We start from the raw sequence: 16,877 nt of genomic DNA on the forward strand, positions 1-16,877 counted from the left end.
CCGCATCTATAGGCCTGCGCCCATGCGCTTTCAAACCCCTCTTGTGCCCGCGACGCTTATCAGACGCTACAAACGCTTTCTGGCTGATTGCCGGTTGCAGGACGGGCAGGAGGTGACAGCCCATTGCGCCAATCCCGGCTCGATGATGGGTCTGGCTGATCCCGGCACCAGAATCTGGCTGGAACCGAATGACGATCCGAAGAAAAAGCTCAAATACGGCTGGCGGCTGGTCGAGCATGGTGATGGGCATTTCACCGGTGTCGATACCTCCGTGCCCAACAAGGCGCTAAAGGCGGCTTTGCAGGCAGGCGAGATCGCCGAACTGGCCGCTTACAAGACTGTGCGGGCCGAGGTGAAATACGGCCAGAACAGCCGCATCGACTTTCTGCTGACCCAGCCCGGCCTGCCGGACGCCTATGTCGAGGTCAAAAGCGTCACCCTGTCGCGTCAGCCCGGTCTGGCCGAGTTTCCCGACAGCGTGACCGCGCGGGGCACTAAACATCTGCAGGAACTGGCGGCGATGGCGCAGAGGGGCCATCGTGCGATCATGTTCTATCTGGTGCAACGCAGCGATTGCCGGGATTTCGCGCTGGCGGCGGATATAGATCCGACCTACGCGGCGGCGTTTGAACAGGCGCGCCGGGCCGGTGTCGAATATCTGACCCGAAGCACGCGTATAACGCCCACGGAAATTACCATTGCCGAAGCACTCTGACCTGTGATAGCGCGCCCTCTGGTTCTTTTTGCGCAAGGGGCGTAAATAGGGGCCGAAGATGCAACTATGGAGTGCCCTTTGAAAAAGGACCTTCGCGGCCGCCTGACCAAGGATGGCATCCGCATATACGAACAGGGCGATTTCGCCGGGATGCAGGCAGCGGGCGCTCTGGCCGCGCGCATCCTTGATGATGTCGCCGACCATGTCTTTCCCGGCCAGACCACCGGCGAGATCGACCGCCTGATCACCGCGATGGTAGACGAGGCGGGCGCGACCTCGGCCACGATTGGCTATAAAGGCTATCAGCATGCCAGCTGTATTTCGGTCAATCACGTGGTCTGCCACGGCATTCCCGGTGAGAAAAAGCTCAAGGATGGCGACATCCTGAATGTCGACGTGACCGTCATCGTCGATGGCTGGTTCGGGGACACGTCGCGCATGTATGTGGCGGGTAAGCTGCCCCGCAAGGCCGAGCGCCTGATCCAGGTCACTCATGACGCGCTGTTCAAGGGTATCGAGATGGTCAAGCCGGGCAACACGTTCGGGGATATCGGCCACGCCATTCAGGCATATGTAGAGGCACACCGGATGAGCGTCGTGCGCGATTTCTGCGGTCACGGGCTGGGCCGGGTGTTCCACGCGCCACCCAATGTGCTGCATTATGGCCGTCCGGGCACCGGTGCAACTCTGGAAGAGGGTATGTTCTTTACCATTGAGCCGATGGTCAATCTGGGCCGTCCCGAGACCAAGACACTGGCCGACGACTGGACCGCCGTGACCCGCGACAAGTCGCTCTCGGCACAGTTCGAGCATTCGGTTGGCGTGACGGCGGACGGCGTTGATATCTTCACCCTGTCACCCGGCGGCAAGTTCCATCCGACTTATTCGTCCTGATCCTTTTTCGCCTGTGCGCGCAGAAGGGCCAGCAGCATGGTTTCCCCACCCCATGGTGTCACCGCATCCTGAATGAAAATCGCACCATGGTGCGGCGCCGGCTTTTTCCCGGTCGCGTCCTTTGCGGGGGATGTGACGGGTGCGATGCGCCCGGTCCAGACGGTATCCATGCGCCACAGACTACCACAGAGGGGTCAGAGCGCCAAAAGCTCCGGCACATCGTGCATGTTGTGGAACACTTCGGCACCCAGGTCACGTAACTCAGCGCCATCGTCATGGGCAGCAAAAGCCAGGCAGCGCATCCCGGCGCTGATGGCGGCGGTGACACCACTGCGGCTGTCTTCGATCACAACCGGGGTCTGTGCCCCGAAATGGCGCGCAGCGATCCGAAACAGCTCAGGGTCGGGCTTGGCAGCACCGTGGGTGTAGGCCGAGAACATCCGGTCACTGAAACGATCCCAAAGACCGTTTTGGCCAAGTGTGATCTGCATCTTCGCCTCGTGACCGTTCGAGGCGACGCAAAAGGGGACATTTTTCGCGTCAAGCGCGTCCAACAACTCGGGAATGCCACCCACGAGAGGGCAGCCCGCCTGCAGGCGGGCGTACATTTCACCATAGATCTCTTCAAGCCAGTCATCGGGCAGGTCCGCGCCCAACTCACGCGCCTTTTCCATGACACCGCTCATCGTGCCGCCGACAAAAAAGCCGAGCGCATCCTCCAGGCCCAGTTCCAGCCCATAGCGCGCCAGATTGTCGATCATGCACTGGTTGGACATGGTTTCACTGTCCACGAGCACACCGTCGCAGTCGAAGATCACCAGATCATGCATGTTGCGCGCCTGTATTTGAGGTTTCCACCCGCCACATCAGCGAAATATGCGTATCGCCGTATTTTCGCTGATCGTACAGCGAAAACCCTTCCGGGGCAGCCATCGGCTGACTTTCTTCCCAGACGACAAGCGCGTCATCCGCGATCCAGCCCCCCTCAAGCGCCGTCATCAGCGCCTTTTGCCCGAGGTTTTTGCCATAAGGCGGGTCGAGAAAGATCAGGTCATAGGCCGCGCCGGGATTGGCGCCCAGCCGTGTGGCATCGCGGCGGATCAGGTCGGTCTGGTCGGCGCTGATGGTCAGGTCGATATTCTTGTGGATCAGACCCTGCGCCACGCGGCCGTCATCGACGAAGGTGACATGCGCCGCACCGCGCGACAGAGCTTCCAGTCCCAGCGCACCGGTGCCCGCGAACAGGTCCAGCACCCGCAACCCGTCGAAGCCGACCTGATGGGTCAATACGTTGAACAGGCTCTCGCGGACCCGGTCGGTGGTCGGGCGCAGATGCGCCCCTGCATCCCCTTTGCCGAGTGAGGCCAGTGCGCGGCCCCGGAACTGTCCGGCAACGATCCTCACGCCTTCAACAGGGGCTTCAGGTCCGCGTCCGGGTCGGCGACGATGGCGGGATCGGCGGTCTTGCCCATGTCGATCAGCCGCTTGCCGACCATGTAGGCGCGCGGATCGTTCATCGCGTCCACCGCCAGCAACTGATCACCGCGATAATACCAGAACGACTTGCTCTGCCCGCTGCCGTCACGCGTGATCACCCGGTCATAGCCGGAATTCAGACCCGCGATCTGGAGCTTCACATCATACTGATCGGACCAGAACCAGGGCTGCGCCACATAGGGTTTTTGGGCGCCCAGCATATTGGCGGCGACGATCTCGGCCTGGTCGATAGCGTTGGGTACACTTTCCAGCCGAATCCGGTCACCCTGATGCGGGAAAGAGGCGCAATCGCCCGCCGCCCAGATATCGGGGTCCGAAGTACGGCCAAATTCATCGGTATGGATGCCGTTATCGAGGGTCAGCCCCGCTGCCTCGGCAAGTTCCGTCGCCGGAACGATCCCGACGCCGACAACCACGAAATCAACAGCGATCTCGGACCCGTCCGACAGGACCGCGCCGGTCACCTTGCCCGCCTCGCCGGTCAGTCGGTCCAGTCCGACCCCTTCGCGGATGTCGACGCCGTGGCCGCTGTGCAACGCGCGAAAATAGTCGCTGGTCTCGGGGGCTGCAACCCGTTGCAGGATGCGGTCGGCCATTTCCACCAGCGTCACTTTCACACCCTTCTTGGCGCAGACCGCTGCGGCCTCAAGCCCGATATAGCCGCCACCCACGATCAGCACTTGCGCGTGTTCGCGCAGCGCCGGGGCCATTGCGTCGATCCCGGCATGGCTGCGCACCACATGGACGCCCTCCAGATCGCCGCCGATGGCGGCGGGCAGGTGGCGCGGATGCGAGCCGGTGGTCAAAGCGAGCTGGTCATAGTTGAGCGTTTCGCCTTCCAGCGTCACGGTTTTTGCGACCGGGTCGATCGCCTTGACGTGCTGGCCCAGTTTGAGGGTGATGTTGTTCTCGGCATAAAAGCTTTCGGGCCGCAGAAACAGGCGCTCTTTCTCCATCTCGCCCAGCAGATAGGCCTTGGACAGTGGCGGGCGCTGATAGGGCAGGATGGGTTCGGCCCCGATCAGCGTTATCTCGCCGTCGAACCCGTCCTTGCGCAGCCTGGCAACCAGTGATGATCCTGCCTGCCCCGCGCCGATCACGACAATATGGCTCATTTTCCCTCGCCCGATCCGATAATGATGGTATCACTCTTGCGTCCAGCTATATGCAAGCAAACGACGTTCCGCAAATCCAACCAAAAGGAAAAGCACGATGATTTCAGTTGGTGACACCCTGCCCGACGCAACCATGACCCGGATCGGGGCCGAAGGGCCCGAGGCGGTGGCCATGTCCGACAAGATCAACGGGCGCAAAGTCGTGGTTTTTGCGGTACCCGGTGCCTATACGCCGACCTGCAGCTCGGCGCATGTGCCCAGCTTCATGCGCACCAAGGCGGCATTCGACAACAAGGGTGTTGACGAGATCATCTGCGTGTCGGTGAATGACCCGTTCGTGATGCATGCCTGGGGCGAGGCGACCGGTGCCACCGGGGCGGGCCTCACCTTGCTTGCGGATGCCGAATGCGCCTTCACCGACGCCATCGGTATGCGCTTTGACGCGCCGCCCGCCGGGCTGATCGCGCGGTCCAAGCGCTATGCGATGCTGGTCGATGACGGCAAGGTCGTGGCCCTGAATGTCGAGGACAATCCGGGCGTCTGCGAAACCTCCGCCGGCGAGGCGCTTCTGGACGAAATGTAAGCGGCAGATTAATTTTTCGGGGGCAGGGGTGAAATCACCCCTGTTTTTTCTCATTCGGCTTGCCAGTCGGGCAAAAGGGCTGTTCTCTGGGCATCAGCACGGGAGGTCACATGACATGAATCGAACGCTGGCTATTTTTTCAATGCTCGCTATGGGCGCATTGCAGGCCTGCGGACCTGCGGCAACACCCGAACAACAGCGGCAACGGGAACACGAGATTGCCTGCCTCAGCGGCTCGCTCGGCGGTGCGCTGATCGGCGGCGCGATCGGCAATCAGTTCGGCGGCGGCTCGGGCAGGGCGATTCTGACCGCAGCGGGCGCGGGCACAGGCGCCGTGGCGGGCAACCGCTATGCGTGCGGATGAAGGAGGACATGGACATGACACCAAGCAAAGTGACACTGGGCAAAGTTCTTCTGACCGGCATAGCGCTGGGCCTGGCCGGGGCCGCATCGGCTCAGGTGAGCGAGATGGAAGGGGCCAGCCTTGATCTTATCGACAAAGATGGGGACGGGGCCGTTTCCCCGTCCGAGTATCGGGATTTTTCCAACTTTGCCTTCGAGCAGATGGATACCAACAAGAACGGTAGTCTAAGCGCGGCAGAGCTTGGCGCAGCGGGAGCGGGCGAACATATGTCCAGCACCGATGCAAATGGCGACGGCAAGGTCACGAAATCCGAGATGTCGGATCAGATGACCAAGGATTTCACCGCAGCGGACAAGGATGGCGACGGGCATCTGAACTGATCCCGACCCCAGAATGATTCAAGCCGGGCGCGGATCAGCGTCCGGTTTTTTTGTCTTTGGTCGACCTCAGACCAGCGAATCCATTTTGCGGGCCAGCTTCGCGTCCAACGAAGACAGCCCATCGACATCATGAGTGGTCAACACCACCTCGACTGTTTTGTAGACATTGCGCCATTCGGGGTGGTGGTTCCACTTCTCGGCCCAGATCGCCGCCTTGGTCATCCAGCCGAAGGCTTCGACGAAATTGTCGAAGATGAAGGTTTTGGTGATGGCGTCGCGATCCTCGATCATCGTCCATCCATTGTCGAACAGCGGCTGCAGCAGAGGGCCGCGTGTTTCGTCGCTCAGGCGTTCTGTCATTGCTGTTCCTCCACATCTGGTTTTCTGAACGGTCCATACTCGGTCGGCAGTTCGATCTCATCTGAAATCGCGTCCCGCTCGGCGTCGAGATAGCGCGCGATGGCATCGGCGAAATTCGGGTCGCCGACCCAATGCAGCGAGTGGGTCTGCGTCGGAAGGTAGCCGCGCGCCAGCTTGTGTTCGCCCTGTGCGCCCGCCTCGACCCGTTTCAGGCCCTGCGCAATCGCCAGATCGATGGCCCTATAATAGCACAGCTCGAAATGCAGGCAGGGGTGATGTTCGATACAGCCCCAATAGCGCCCGTAGAGCGTCTCGCGCCCGATGAAATTCAGCGCGCCCGCGATGGGTATCCCACCACGTTCGGCAAAGACCAGCGCCATATCGTCGGCCATGGTCTGCTGCGCAAGATCGAAGAACTGTCGGGTCAGATAGGGAGAGCCCCATTTCCGGGCACCGGTATCCTGATAAAAGGTCCAGAACGCATCCCAATGATCGGGCCGAAGTTCTGCGCCGGAATAAGTGCGAATCTCGCCGCCGAACTCCTGCGCCTGCCGGCGTTCCTTGCGCAGGTTTTTGCGTTTGCGCGAAGACAACGCGGCCAGAAACCCGTCGAAGTCGCTGTAGGCGTCATTGAGCCAGTGAAACTGTTGCGTCGTGCGATGCATGAGGCCCATCTGTGTGCCCGCTTCGGCCTCGGCCTCGGTGCAGAAGGTGATGTGCAGGGATGAGATGTCGTTTTCCGACGCAAGCTGCACCGCGCCCTGGGTCAGCGCCGAGAGTCCGATGGTTTCATATCCGGGCCGGGTCAGAAATCGGCGACCGGTGGCAGGTGTGAACGGCGCGGCGATCTGCAGCTTTGGATAATAGTGCCCGCCCGCATGTTCATAGGCATGGGCCCAGTTGTGGTCGAAGATATACTCGCCCTGGCTGTGCGATTTGGCATACATCGGTGCCGCCGCAACCATCTGCCCGTCCAGATGAACGGTCAGATATTGTGGCTGCCAACCGGTGCCCGGACCAACCGATCCGCTTTCTTCCAGCGCCGACAGGAACCGGTGGGTGGTGAATGGGTCGAAGGGGCGGCCGCCGTCCAAAGCTTCGGGGCAGGCGCAGGCATCCCAGTCCGCTGCCGTCACTTGCGACAGGGACCCGAGAACCCGAACTTCGACCTGCGTCTGATCCATCTGCCCTCCGCAGCTTGGTGTCTATCTGGGTCGCGTCTGACGCGGTTCAACCCGGATGGGTGGCCAGATACCCTTCGAACGTCACATTGTCGGCCACCGCGCGGGCTTTTGCCTCTTGCGCGGGGCTGCGAATGGTCCAGCACAGGATCGGTACGCCCTGCGCTTTCAATTCGGTGACGCGGGGCCGGTCCAGATCACCGGCCTCATGGCTGATGAAGCTGGCCTGAACCGTGTCGAAATCCGGGATGCCGCGCAGGTGGTCGCAGGTGGCCGCAGACAGTTTTTCGATTTCCGGACGATAGGAGCAGGTGACCAGACCACGTGGAATGCCGGGGGCAAGCCGCGCCATCTCGGCCACGCTGTGGGGGTTGAAAGACATCACCGCAACCGGGCCGGAATAGTCTGCCAGAGCCTGCGCCGTGGCCCGTTCCAGCGGGCCGATATCGGGGCCCATGCCGCCATCCTGATCCTTGAGTTCGATCAGCAGCGGCACCTGCCCCGCCACAAGTTCCAGCACCTCGGGCAGGCCGGGGATGCCCTCGCCATCGCCGTGCAGCAGCGGTGTGGCGCTGGCCTCGGCCGCCGCCAGCGACCGAATCACGCCGGGCTGGCCCGCAAGGCGCGCCAGTTCATAGTCGTGAAACACCATGGCCTGATCGTCACGGGTCAGTTGCAGGTCGATTTCGATCCCGTAACCGGCTGTGATCGCGGCCCGGATCGCGGCCCGGCTGTTTTCCGGGCGGCCCTGGCTGGTATCGTGCAGCGCCCGATGGGTGATCGGCGCGCCCAGAAAGGCGGCGGGCAGGTCGGGACGCATCAGCTGACCTCGAAGATGCCTTCGATCTCGACGGCGACCCCAAAGGGCAGCGAGGCAGCGCTGACCGCCGACCGCGAATGCCGTCCGGCGTCACCCAACGCCTCGACCATGAAATCTGAGGCACCGTTGATGACCTTGGGCTGATCACCGAAATCCGCAGTGGAATTCACGAAACCGGTCAGCTTGATCACCCGTACCAGCCGGTCGATATCGCCACCGCAGGCGGCCTTGACCTGAGCCAGCAGATTGATCGCGCAGATGCGCGCCGCCTCGGCGCCTGCCGCGACCTCCATATCATCGCCCAGCTTGCCGGTGATCAGGCCGTCCTCGTTCATCGAGACCTGGCCCGACACATAGACAATGTTGCCGGTTTTTACGAACGGCACATAATTTGCCGCCGGTGCGGGTGCGTCCGGCAGGGTGACACCAAGGCTTTGCAGCTTTGCACTGAAACTCATGACCCGTGTTCCTCCTGTTGCGGGGTTTTGCCGGACGCTAGCGGCGAAGCGGCACCGGGGGAAGCCCGAAAAACCACGCTGGCACGCGGGAAATCGCGCGCGGCATACCGGGAACAGGCGGCAATGCCCGGCCTGCAGAGGCCTGCGCACACGATTTCGGCAATTCGGTTTCAAATTCTCGCCACATCACTTATGTAAGCCCGAATGGCCCATTTGCGGGCCTGCGTTTCATTCGCTAATAAAATCACGGAAACCATTCGAGCGGACCAAGACCAAAATGCGCTACCTGTCTTCTTCCTGTCAGCTGCTCTGCGCGCTGACGCTGGCCTTGTTGGTGTCGGCCTGCGCCACCCAAACACCAGAACAACGGGCGCGCGGCGAGATTTTTGACCCGTATGAGAACACCAACCGCTCGATCCATGCGTTCAACCGGGGCGTGGACAAGGCCGTTTTCCGGCCCGCGTCCAAGGGGTATGTCGCGATCGTTCCGGCGCCGGTGGTGACCGGATTCAGCAATTTCGCGGAAAACCTGTCCTATCCCGGCCAGACGCTGGACTACCTGCTGCAGGGCAACCCACGCGAGGCTGGCATCGCCGCCGGGCGGTTCCTGCTGAACACGACCTATGGGCTGGCGGGCTTCTTCGATCCCGCCTCCGAGATGAATATTCCGCGCGTCGATACCAATTTCGGCGAAACCCTGCATGTCTGGGGATTTGGCGAGGGTGCCTATGTCGAATTGCCGCTTTATGGCCCCAGCACGACCCGGGACGCGGTGGGTGTCGTCACCAATGCCATCACCAACCCGCTGGGCTTCGGCATCGTGCGACCGGTTGAAAATGTCGGCGTCTATGCCGAGGTCCTGCGTCGCATGGGCGATCGCGGGAACTTTTCGGATACAGTTGACTCGATCCTGTATGGCAGCGCCGACAGCTATGCGCAGGCCCGTCTGATTTATCTACAAAACCGCCGCTTCGAACTTGCGGATAGCGGCAGCGGTTCTACGTTAGACCTTTACGCCGATCCCTATGCCGAGTCTGACACAGGGACGGATGTTTATGACGACCCCTATGAGGACCCCTATGCGCAGTAATACGATTTCCCGCCGTTCTTTTGTGACAACCGCTATGGTCGGTCTGGGTGCCGCTCTGGCGCCGATGCCCGCATTGGCGCTGACCGAACAAAGCGCCCGCGCGCTGGTCGATGAGGTGGTGGCCAACATCAACCAGGTCATCGCCTCGGGCAAATCGCAAAACGCGATGATCAAGGATTTCGAGCGTATCTTCGTGCGTTATGCCGATGTACCGATCATGGCCCGCTATGCGCTGGGCCCGGATGCGCGTTCGGCCTCCAGATCGCAGATGCGCTCGTTCACCAAGGCGTTTCAAGGCTATATTTCGCGCAAATACGGGCGTCGCTTCCGCGAGTTCGTCGGTGGCCGGGTCGAGGTGAAATCGACCCGCAAGATCAAGGCCGGGTACGAGATCAGAAGCACCGCCTATCTGCAAGGGCAGGCACCGTTCGAGGTCACATTCCTTGTCTCGGACAAGTCTGGCAGCGAAAAGTTCTTCAACATGTTCATCGAGGGCGTGAACCTGCTGCTGACCGAGCGGACTGAAATTGGCGCGATGCTGGACCAGCGCAAGGGCAACCTGAACCAGTTGATCAAGGATCTGCCCAACGCTGGATAAGACGGCTGATGCCGGAGCAGGCCCCGCAGGCGCGGGGCCTTATCTGTTCCCGCCAAAGATATCCTTGAGCAGTTTGTCCACCGCTTTGCCAAGGCCACCCTTGCGCTTTTGCTGGCGCTTGGGTTCGGCGACGCGGGTGGGCTGCACCGGTTCTGCCATGGGCAGCGGCTTGGGCGCTATCCCCTCGTTGACGCGGATCATTGTCTCGCGCCAGATCTCGGCGGGCAGGCCGCCACCGGTCACCCCCGACAGCGGCGTGTTGTCGTCATAGCCCATCCACACGCCGGTGACGTAATCGGCGGTGAAGCCGATGAACCAGGCATCGCGCGCAGCCTGCGTCGTGCCGGTCTTGCCAGCAGCTTGCCGGTCCGGCAGTTGCGCCCGTTCTCCGGTGCCTTCTGAAACCACTTTCTCCATCATCCAGATCAGTTGCTGTGCGGCCTCGGTGCGGATCACCCGCTCACCGATGCCGCCGGTATTGTCGATCAGCGACTCGCTGTCGCCCAGCAGGGTCAGCTTTTCCATGCCATAGGGTGTCACCGAAGAGCCGCCATTGAGAATGCCGGCATATGCCCCGGTCATTTCCAGCAACGTGCTTTCTGATGCACCCAGCGCCAAGGCCGGACCATCAGCCAGCTCGTTGTCGATGCCAAATTCGCTGGCCACATGCCGAACCTTGTCGCGCCCGGCGATTTCGGAAACCTTCACCGCTGGCACATTAAGCGAATCCCTGAGGGCCCGGGCTAACGATACCCGACCATAATGCTTGTGGGTGTAGTTCTTGGGGCACCATTGGCCTGATCCGGGAACGTTCATGCAATAGGGCTCGTCCATCACTGTATCGAGCGGCGAATATCCAAGTTCCAGCGCGGTGGCATAGACAAAGGGCTTGAAAGATGACCCGGTCTGTCGCTTGGCCTGCGTCGCCCGGTTGAAGGCACCGTTCACCCTGGTTTCGCGCCCGCCCACCATGGCACGCACGGCACCGTCGGCGGACATGACGACGATGGCCGCCTGCGCCTTGGATCCTTCGCGTACCTTTTCCTGGAACACGAATTGCATCGCCTCTTCGGCTGAACGCTGGATGCGCGGGTCAAGCGTGGTGCGGATGATCACGTCTTCGGTGGTGTTGCCGCCGAAAAAGCCGGGCAGTTCGCCCATGATCCAGTCGGCGAAATAGCCACCGGCGCGGGCGGCTGCGGCCTCGGACAGGCGCGCGGGGTTGTCGCGAGCCTCAGTGGCCTGCGCGGCGGTCAGATAGTCCTGGTTTTCCATCAGGCCCACGATCAGCCGCGCGCGCTCCTGCGAGCGTTTGAGGTTGTTGGTGGGCGCATAGCGCGAGGGCGCCACAAGCAGCCCGGCCAGCATCGCCGCTTCGGCGGGGTCAACCTCGGCGGCGGATTTGCCGAAATAGCGCTGGCTGGCCGCCTCGAACCCACGCGCACCAGCGCCCAGAAAGGCGCGGTTGAGATAGATGGTCAGCACCTCGTCCTTGGTATACTTGGTCTCCATCGCCAGCGCATAGATGGCTTCCTTGGCCTTGCGCCAGAGCGAACCCTGTCGGCAGTCGCTTTCATAGGCGGCCTCCGATTCCCATTCCTTTGGGTCATAGGGCACACCAAGGCACAGCAGCTTGGCAGTCTGCTGGGTGATCGTTGATCCGCCATGGCCGGACAGCGGGCCGCGCCCCTCGCGCAGGTTGATGCTGACCGCGCTGGCGACGCCGCGGGGGCTGACGCCAAAGTGGCGGTAGAACCGCTTGTCCTCGGTCGCGACAACGGCGTTCTTGAGATAGGGCGAGACGGTATCGGCGGTGATCGCCCCACCGAACTGATCGCCGCGCCAGGCAAAAACCCGGCCATCCTTGTCCAGCAAGGTAACCGAGCCGCGCGCCCGCCCGTCCAGCAGCGCGCTGGGCTCGGGCAGAGTGGTATAAACATAGCCCACCGCCAGCGCGACGAGCAGCCCGGCAACCAGACCGACCCGCCAGGTAAAGCCCCAGATCAGCCGGAACACCCAGCGAAACAGCCGCTGAAACAGCCCGATAATGCCACCACGGGTCTTGCGTGCCGTGCGCCGTGCCGGTTTCCGCCTTGCCTTGGTGGTCTGGCTCTTCTTGGCCGCAGGCTTCTTCTTCGGGGCGGCCCGCTTTTTCGGCTTGGGTTTGGTTCCCGACGCGTACCGCCTGTCCGCAACCAATGGCGGCTTTCGTCGTTTGGAATCGCTCATGTCAGACTCTGCCCGGTTCTTTTCTTTGCGGCACAATACCCTGACCGTAAGGGCGTGTTGAGGGGATATTGCGCAGAAATTCGACCTTTCACACTTGCCTAAAAATTACCCAAACGAATTGCATTGTGCAAAAAATGTGCAACTTCACTGCCTGAATGCCCTTTCTGCCCCGTCCTTGCGTTCCCTGTCCCAGGGAATCCGGGAAGTTTCTGCACATGCAAAATACCGGACCACACCGGTGAAACGAAGGGGAACAACGTGAAACTCATCATAGCGACAATCAAACCGTTCAAGCTGGAGGAGGTCCGCGAAGCGCTGACCGAGGCCGGCGTGCGCGGGATGATGGTAACGGAAATCAAGGGCTTTGGCTCGCAATCGGGGCATACCGAGATCTATCGCGGCGCCGAATATGCGGTGAATTTCGTGCCCAAGATCAAGCTCGAGATCGTGGTGTCCGCCAACATGGTCGATCAGGTGATCGACACTATCGCGACCACCGCGAAGACCGGAAAAATCGGCGACGGCAAGATCTTTGTTCTCGACGTGCAGCAGGCGGTCCGCGTCCGCACCGGCGAGATCAACGAAGACGCCCTCTGAGCGCAGCCAATCCAATTCCAGGGACAAAAAACATGAACCTTTTGAAATCACTCATTCCTGCCGCCGCGATCTGCGCGGTGCCGCAGCTGGGGCTTGCGCAAGAACCCGCCGCCACAGGCGAGGCCGCGCTGCATACGCAATATATCTTCACCACGCTGCTGTTCTTGATGGCCGGTTTTCTGGTCTTCTTCATGGCTGCGGGCTTTGCCATGCTCGAAGGCGGGCTGGTGCGGTCGAAAAACGTGGCCATGCAGATGATCAAGAACGTGGCGCTGTTTTCATTCGCCGCGATCATGTACTGGCTGATCGGATTCAACCTGATGTATCCCGGCGATGGCTGGACCGTTGCGGGCTGGGTCGGACCGTTCTTTTCGACAACCGTGCTGGATCCCGTAGGCGTGGGCGCCGATGCGGCGGCACTGGATTACGCCTCGGTCGGGTCGGATTTCTTCTTCCAGCTGGTGTTTGTGGCGGCGACCGCGTCGATCGTATCGGGTGCCGTGGCCGAGCGGATCAAGCTGTGGCCCTTCCTGATATTCGTGATCGTGCTGACCGGCGTGATGTATCCGATCTCGGGGTCCTGGCAGTGGGGTGGCGGTTGGCTGTCCGAGGCTGGCTTCTCGGACTTCGCAGGTTCGACCATCGTGCATTCGGTCGGCGGCTGGGCTGCCCTGGCGGGCGCGCTTATCCTCGGTCCTCGGATCGGCAAGTACAAAGATGGTCGCGTGCATCCGATGCCCGGTTCCAACCTGGCATTGGCCACGTTGGGCACGTTCATTCTGTGGCTGGGCTGGTTCGGCTTCAACGGCGGCTCGCAACTGGCGATGGGCACCGTGGGTGATGTCTCGGACGTGTCGCGCATCTTTGCCAACACCAACATGGCCGCAGCCTCGGGTGCAGTTGCCGCGCTGATCCTGACACAGCTGCTGTATAAGAAGCCTGACCTGACCATGGTGCTGAACGGCGCTTTGGCCGGTCTGGTGTCGATCACCGCCGAACCGCTGGCCCCGAGCCTGTTTGGTGCTCTTTGGATTGGCGCTGTTGGCGGCATCATCGTGGTCTTCGCGGTCCCGATGCTGGACAAGTTCAAGATCGACGACGTTGTCGGTGCGATCCCGGTTCACCTGTTTGCCGGTATCTGGGGCACCATCGCCGTGATCTTCTACGGTGAGGCAAGCCTGGGTACGCAATTGCTGGGGATCGTCGCTTATGGTGTGTTCACCTTTGTTGGCGCCTTGATCCTCTGGACCATCCTGAAGTCCACCGTCGGCATCCGCGTCAGCGAAGAGGATGAGATCAACGGCCTCGATATGGCGGAACTGGGCATGGAAGCCTATCCCGAGTTTTCGAAAGGCTGACACCTTTGCCGCAAGCGTCGGAGGCCCCGGTTCCGCCGGGGCCTTTTTTGCTGCGGATGGATGAGCGCATGAGCATTTGATTTTGCGATGGTGGCCGGGGCATTGTTGGTGGGCAGGAATGGACGGAGCACGCCGATGATCACCGAAGCGCAATACAGGGACTATATCGCGGATTTCAACGGGGCCTGCGCCGGAACCGGCATGACCCACGGGGATTTCTACGACAAATGGTATGAGCCGGACGCGGTGTTCGAGTACATTCCAAAGGCCAAGATCAACAGCGGAAAGGCGTCAGCCGTTGCTTTCTGGACCGGCGTGTCAGAGATCATGCAAGAGACGATCCAACCGCATATCCATTTCGTCACCACACCAAGCCTGATCGCAACCGAGGCCCCGATTGATTTCCGCTGCAAGCAGGATCTGGAATGGGTGGGTGTGCAACACAAGGCGGGCACATCCTTCCGGCTGATGATGTGCGCCTTTTATGAGGTGAGCGAGAATGATCGGTTCAGATATGTGCGGGTCTATTCAATCTACCACCCGCATTATCAGGTGACGTGACGCACCCGGCTGGACCGGGTGCGTTATGGGGGGCTAGACGCCGACCTCGACAATCGCCTGTGCCAGAATCGGCACTGTCTGCGCATTGAGGCCGGCGATGTTCATCCGGCTGTCGCCGACCATGTAGATGCCATGCTCAACCCGCAGCTTTTCGACCAGTTCCGGCGCCGCTCCGATGCGTGAGAACATGCCACGGTGCTGCGCGATAAACCCGAACCGGTCCGAGCCGGAGAGACGCTGCAGCTCATCGGCCAGTTGCTGGCGCAGGCCCAGCATCGACAGACGGACCTCTTCCAGCTCCTGCTGCCAATCAGCGCGCAGGGCGACGTCGCCCAGGATCGTGGTGACGACACGCGCCCCGTGATCGGGGGGAAAGGAATAGTTCTGGCGGTTCAGGAAGGCCAGCGTGGACTGATTGAGTGCGGTCTGGCTTGCATCCGCGCTGATCGCCATCAGCAGGCCGGTACGCTCGCGATAGACCCCGAAATTCTTCGAACAGCTCGCCGCGATCAGGCATTCGCTGACTGATGAGGCCACCAGCCGCGTGGCGGCGGCGTCTTCCTCCAGCCCGTCGCCAAAGCCCTGATAGGCGATGTCGATCATCGCGATCAGGCCCTGTTCGTTGATCAGGTTCACCACGTCCTGCCACTGAATCAGGTTCATGTTCGCACCGGTCGGGTTGTGGCAACAGCCATGCAGCAGCACAACATCGCCGGGGCGCGCCTGTTTCAGGTCTTCGATCATGCCGTCAAAATCGACGCCGCGTGTTTCGGCGTCGAAATAGCGATAGGGCACCATCTCGATCCCCAGATAGTTCAGGATCGAGATATGGTTCGGCCAGGTCGGGTTCGAAACAAATATCCGTGCCGAAGGGTTGGCCATGCGCACCAGCTCAAACGCTTGCCGACAGGCTCCGGTACCGCCCGGTGTGGCGACGGCAGCGACGTTTTCGCGCGGTACCGCGCCGTTCAGGATCAGGTTGATCATCGCATCCGAATAGGCGGGATCACCGGCAAGCCCGGTATAGGCCTTGGATTGCTGTTCCTCCCAGACCTGTCGTTCGGCCGCCTTGACCGCGCGCATCACCGGAGTGATGCCCTCGGCGTTCTTGTAGACGCCGACGCCCAGATCGATTTTCTGGTCGCGCGGGTCTTCGCGATACATCTGCATCAGCGCCAGAATCTTGTCGGCGGGCTGCGGCTTGAGGTGTTCGAACATCAGGTTTCTCCGGTTGCGACGGGCAGGGTGGGGAAGGCACCCCATTCGGCCCAGGAGCCGTCATAAAGGGAATGGTCGGACTTGCCGATCCGCTCCAGCGCGAGCGACAGGATGGCGGCAGTCACACCGGAGCCACAGGTGGTGATCGCCGGTTTCTTGAGGTCCACGCCAGCGCTTTCGAAGACGGCGCGGCAGGCCTCGGGCGATTTCATCGTCCCGTCCTTGTTCAGGAGCATGGTATGGGGCACGTTGCGCGACCCCGGAATATGGCCCGAGCGCAGCCCCTCGCGCGGTTCGGGATCACTTCCGGCAAAGCGGCCCGGCGACCTTGCATCGATGATTTCGTGATCGCGCAGCTTGGCGGCGGCCGAGACCTGGGTCACATCCCGGATCAGCTGGTTCTGTACCCGCACCGTCATGTGCCGGTCACGGATCACGGGTGGCAGATCCTCGATCTCGCGCCCTTCGGCCCGCCATTTGGGAAAGCCGCCATCCAGCACAGCGACATTATTCTGGCCCATCAGACGAAACAGCCACCAGACCCGTGCGGCAGACATCAGCCCGGCACCGTCATAGATCACGACCTGATGGCCATCACCGACGCCCATCGCCCGCAGGCGAGACATGAATTTTTCCACCGGCGGTGCCATATGCGGCAGGTCCGAGCGCCGGTCGGAAATGTCGTCGATATCAAAGAAACGCGCGCCGGGGATATGGGCCTCTTGATACTCGGCCAGCGCATCGCGGCCCTGCTGCGGCAGATACCAGGAGCCATCCAGCACCCGCAGGTCGGGGTCCTTGAGATGCGCGGCCAACCAGTCGGTGGATACCAGTGTTTTCGGATCATCCTGCATCAGAG

At 61.4% G+C, this 16,877-nt stretch carries 21 protein-coding genes; 10 read left to right on the top strand and 11 right to left on the bottom strand.

All coding sequences use genetic code 11. The annotated features are described in order from the left end of the window. Positions 1-22: 22 nt before the first annotated feature. Together sfsA and map are read left to right on the top strand one after the other, a co-directional pair. The gene (sfsA, locus tag M3P21_RS02270) at positions 23-715 is read left to right on the top strand and encodes a DNA/RNA nuclease SfsA (RefSeq protein WP_249706463.1); all 693 of its coding nucleotides are present in this window, start codon (positions 23-25) and stop codon (positions 713-715) included. A 78-nt stretch (positions 716-793) separates the two neighbouring features. Next, the gene (gene map / locus M3P21_RS02275) at positions 794-1,609 is read left to right on the top strand and encodes a type I methionyl aminopeptidase (RefSeq protein WP_249706464.1); all 816 of its coding nucleotides are present in this window, start codon (positions 794-796) and stop codon (positions 1,607-1,609) included. Here the strand turns inward: map and M3P21_RS02280 are convergent. The 4 genes from M3P21_RS02280 to M3P21_RS02295 are packed head-to-tail and all read right to left on the bottom strand — an operon-like array spanning position 1,597 to position 4,221. Next, a complete protein-coding gene (locus M3P21_RS02280; RefSeq protein ID WP_249706465.1) occupies positions 1,597-1,779 on the bottom strand; it encodes a hypothetical protein in 183 nt (60 codons plus the stop codon). The genes map and M3P21_RS02280 overlap by 13 nt on opposite strands. 24 nt (positions 1,780-1,803) lie before the next feature. Continuing rightward, positions 1,804-2,439: an HAD family hydrolase gene (locus tag M3P21_RS02285; RefSeq protein ID WP_249706466.1), complete on the bottom strand. Its 636-nt coding sequence runs from the start codon at positions 2,437-2,439 to the stop codon at positions 1,804-1,806. After that, a complete protein-coding gene (gene rsmD, locus M3P21_RS02290) occupies positions 2,432-3,013 on the bottom strand; it encodes a 16S rRNA (guanine(966)-N(2))-methyltransferase RsmD (RefSeq protein ID WP_249706467.1) in 582 nt (193 codons plus the stop codon). The genes M3P21_RS02285 and rsmD overlap by 8 nt, the downstream gene beginning before the upstream one ends. Next, entirely contained in the window at positions 3,010-4,221 is a 1,212-nt protein-coding gene (locus M3P21_RS02295) for an NAD(P)/FAD-dependent oxidoreductase (protein ID WP_249706468.1), read from the bottom strand. The genes rsmD and M3P21_RS02295 overlap by 4 nt, the downstream gene beginning before the upstream one ends. A gap of 97 nt (positions 4,222-4,318) precedes the next feature. Here M3P21_RS02295 and M3P21_RS02300 point away from each other — a divergent pair, with 97 nt between their 5' ends. The 3 genes from M3P21_RS02300 to M3P21_RS02310 all read left to right on the top strand — a co-directional run bounded on the left by M3P21_RS02300 (position 4,319) and on the right by M3P21_RS02310 (position 5,548). Further along, positions 4,319-4,804: a peroxiredoxin gene (locus M3P21_RS02300; protein ID WP_249706469.1), complete on the top strand. Its 486-nt coding sequence runs from the start codon at positions 4,319-4,321 to the stop codon at positions 4,802-4,804. A gap of 115 nt (positions 4,805-4,919) precedes the next feature. Then, the gene (locus M3P21_RS02305; RefSeq protein WP_249706470.1) at positions 4,920-5,168 is read left to right on the top strand and encodes a YMGG-like glycine zipper-containing protein; all 249 of its coding nucleotides are present in this window, start codon (positions 4,920-4,922) and stop codon (positions 5,166-5,168) included. A 14-nt stretch (positions 5,169-5,182) separates the two neighbouring features. Next, positions 5,183-5,548 (top strand): EF-hand domain-containing protein, encoded by a 366-nt coding sequence (locus tag M3P21_RS02310; protein ID WP_249706471.1) that lies wholly within the window; start codon positions 5,183-5,185, stop codon positions 5,546-5,548. Positions 5,549-5,614: 66 nt separating this feature from the next. Here the strand turns inward: M3P21_RS02310 and M3P21_RS02315 are convergent, their stop codons facing one another. The 4 genes from M3P21_RS02315 to M3P21_RS02330 are packed head-to-tail and all read right to left on the bottom strand — an operon-like array spanning position 5,615 to position 8,367. Further along, positions 5,615-5,908 (bottom strand): 4a-hydroxytetrahydrobiopterin dehydratase, encoded by a 294-nt coding sequence (locus M3P21_RS02315; protein ID WP_249706472.1) that lies wholly within the window; start codon positions 5,906-5,908, stop codon positions 5,615-5,617. After that, positions 5,905-7,092 (bottom strand): GNAT family N-acetyltransferase, encoded by a 1,188-nt coding sequence (locus tag M3P21_RS02320; protein WP_249706473.1) that lies wholly within the window; start codon positions 7,090-7,092, stop codon positions 5,905-5,907. The genes M3P21_RS02315 and M3P21_RS02320 overlap by 4 nt, the downstream gene beginning before the upstream one ends. Before the next feature lie 46 nt (positions 7,093-7,138). Further along, a complete protein-coding gene (locus tag M3P21_RS02325) occupies positions 7,139-7,909 on the bottom strand; it encodes a glycerophosphodiester phosphodiesterase family protein (protein WP_249706475.1) in 771 nt (256 codons plus the stop codon). Continuing rightward, positions 7,909-8,367 (bottom strand): RidA family protein, encoded by a 459-nt coding sequence (locus M3P21_RS02330; protein WP_249706477.1) that lies wholly within the window; start codon positions 8,365-8,367, stop codon positions 7,909-7,911. The genes M3P21_RS02325 and M3P21_RS02330 overlap by 1 nt, the downstream gene beginning before the upstream one ends. Before the next feature lie 277 nt (positions 8,368-8,644). Here M3P21_RS02330 and M3P21_RS02335 point away from each other — a divergent pair, with 277 nt between their 5' ends. Further along, a complete protein-coding gene (locus M3P21_RS02335) occupies positions 8,645-9,457 on the top strand; it encodes an MlaA family lipoprotein (protein ID WP_249706479.1) in 813 nt (270 codons plus the stop codon). Then, positions 9,447-10,055: an MlaC/ttg2D family ABC transporter substrate-binding protein gene (locus M3P21_RS02340; protein WP_249706480.1), complete on the top strand. Its 609-nt coding sequence runs from the start codon at positions 9,447-9,449 to the stop codon at positions 10,053-10,055. Before M3P21_RS02335 ends, M3P21_RS02340 begins: the two co-directional genes overlap by 11 nt. A 39-nt stretch (positions 10,056-10,094) precedes the next feature. Here M3P21_RS02340 and M3P21_RS02345 read toward each other — a convergent pair whose 3' ends face one another. Continuing rightward, complete coding sequence (locus tag M3P21_RS02345; RefSeq protein WP_249706482.1) at positions 10,095-12,284, bottom strand: transglycosylase domain-containing protein; 2,190 nt, start codon at positions 12,282-12,284, stop codon at positions 10,095-10,097. Between the two features lie 258 nt (positions 12,285-12,542). Here M3P21_RS02345 and M3P21_RS02350 point away from each other — a divergent pair, with 258 nt between their 5' ends. The 3 genes from M3P21_RS02350 (at position 12,543) to M3P21_RS02360 (ending at position 14,800) form a co-directional block, all read left to right on the top strand. After that, positions 12,543-12,881 carry a P-II family nitrogen regulator gene (locus M3P21_RS02350; RefSeq protein ID WP_249706484.1) on the top strand — a complete coding sequence of 113 codons (339 nt, stop codon included), beginning with the start codon at positions 12,543-12,545 and terminating at the stop codon, positions 12,879-12,881. Between the two features lie 32 nt (positions 12,882-12,913). Further along, positions 12,914-14,239 carry an ammonium transporter AmtB gene (amtB, locus tag M3P21_RS02355; protein ID WP_249706485.1) on the top strand — a complete coding sequence of 442 codons (1,326 nt, stop codon included), beginning with the start codon at positions 12,914-12,916 and terminating at the stop codon, positions 14,237-14,239. Positions 14,240-14,374: 135 nt separating this feature from the next. Further along, on the top strand, positions 14,375-14,800 hold the full coding sequence (locus M3P21_RS02360; protein ID WP_249706487.1) for a hypothetical protein: 426 nt from the start codon (positions 14,375-14,377) through the stop codon (positions 14,798-14,800). A gap of 33 nt (positions 14,801-14,833) precedes the next feature. On the opposite strand, the gene M3P21_RS02365 is transcribed toward M3P21_RS02360, so the two are convergent. Both M3P21_RS02365 and sseA read right to left on the bottom strand, forming a co-directional pair. Then, positions 14,834-16,018 carry an amino acid aminotransferase gene (locus M3P21_RS02365; RefSeq protein WP_249706488.1) on the bottom strand — a complete coding sequence of 395 codons (1,185 nt, stop codon included), beginning with the start codon at positions 16,016-16,018 and terminating at the stop codon, positions 14,834-14,836. After that, entirely contained in the window at positions 16,018-16,872 is an 855-nt protein-coding gene (gene sseA / locus M3P21_RS02370) for a 3-mercaptopyruvate sulfurtransferase (protein ID WP_249706490.1), read from the bottom strand. Before sseA ends, M3P21_RS02365 begins: the two co-directional genes overlap by 1 nt. Between the last annotated feature and the right edge of the window lie 5 nt (positions 16,873-16,877).

It is taken from the genome of Ruegeria spongiae (genome assembly GCF_023502395.1).
Classification (GTDB): domain Bacteria; phylum Pseudomonadota; class Alphaproteobacteria; order Rhodobacterales; family Rhodobacteraceae; genus Ruegeria_C; species Ruegeria_C spongiae.

Excerpts from the sequence above, each read along its gene's own strand:
- sfsA (WP_249706463.1), top strand. The coding sequence starts at position 23 with ATGCGCTTTCAAACCCCTCTTGTGCCCGCGACGCTTATCAGACGCTAC.
- M3P21_RS02280 (WP_249706465.1), bottom strand. The coding sequence starts at position 1,779 with ATGGATACCGTCTGGACCGGGCGCATCGCACCCGTCACATCCCCCGCA.
- M3P21_RS02285 (WP_249706466.1), bottom strand. The coding sequence starts at position 2,439 with ATGCATGATCTGGTGATCTTCGACTGCGACGGTGTGCTCGTGGACAGT.
- M3P21_RS02295 (WP_249706468.1), bottom strand. The coding sequence starts at position 4,221 with ATGAGCCATATTGTCGTGATCGGCGCGGGGCAGGCAGGATCATCACTG.
- M3P21_RS02300 (WP_249706469.1), top strand. The coding sequence starts at position 4,319 with ATGATTTCAGTTGGTGACACCCTGCCCGACGCAACCATGACCCGGATC.
- M3P21_RS02305 (WP_249706470.1), top strand. The coding sequence starts at position 4,920 with ATGAATCGAACGCTGGCTATTTTTTCAATGCTCGCTATGGGCGCATTG.
- M3P21_RS02310 (WP_249706471.1), top strand. The coding sequence starts at position 5,183 with ATGACACCAAGCAAAGTGACACTGGGCAAAGTTCTTCTGACCGGCATA.
- M3P21_RS02315 (WP_249706472.1), bottom strand. The coding sequence starts at position 5,908 with ATGACAGAACGCCTGAGCGACGAAACACGCGGCCCTCTGCTGCAGCCG.
- M3P21_RS02320 (WP_249706473.1), bottom strand. The coding sequence starts at position 7,092 with ATGGATCAGACGCAGGTCGAAGTTCGGGTTCTCGGGTCCCTGTCGCAA.
- M3P21_RS02325 (WP_249706475.1), bottom strand. The coding sequence starts at position 7,909 with ATGCGTCCCGACCTGCCCGCCGCCTTTCTGGGCGCGCCGATCACCCAT.
- M3P21_RS02330 (WP_249706477.1), bottom strand. The coding sequence starts at position 8,367 with ATGAGTTTCAGTGCAAAGCTGCAAAGCCTTGGTGTCACCCTGCCGGAC.
- M3P21_RS02335 (WP_249706479.1), top strand. The coding sequence starts at position 8,645 with ATGCGCTACCTGTCTTCTTCCTGTCAGCTGCTCTGCGCGCTGACGCTG.
- M3P21_RS02340 (WP_249706480.1), top strand. The coding sequence starts at position 9,447 with ATGCGCAGTAATACGATTTCCCGCCGTTCTTTTGTGACAACCGCTATG.
- M3P21_RS02345 (WP_249706482.1), bottom strand. The coding sequence starts at position 12,284 with ATGAGCGATTCCAAACGACGAAAGCCGCCATTGGTTGCGGACAGGCGG.
- amtB (WP_249706485.1), top strand. The coding sequence starts at position 12,914 with ATGAACCTTTTGAAATCACTCATTCCTGCCGCCGCGATCTGCGCGGTG.
- M3P21_RS02360 (WP_249706487.1), top strand. The coding sequence starts at position 14,375 with ATGATCACCGAAGCGCAATACAGGGACTATATCGCGGATTTCAACGGG.
- M3P21_RS02365 (WP_249706488.1), bottom strand. The coding sequence starts at position 16,018 with ATGTTCGAACACCTCAAGCCGCAGCCCGCCGACAAGATTCTGGCGCTG.
- sseA (WP_249706490.1), bottom strand. The coding sequence starts at position 16,872 with ATGCAGGATGATCCGAAAACACTGGTATCCACCGACTGGTTGGCCGCG.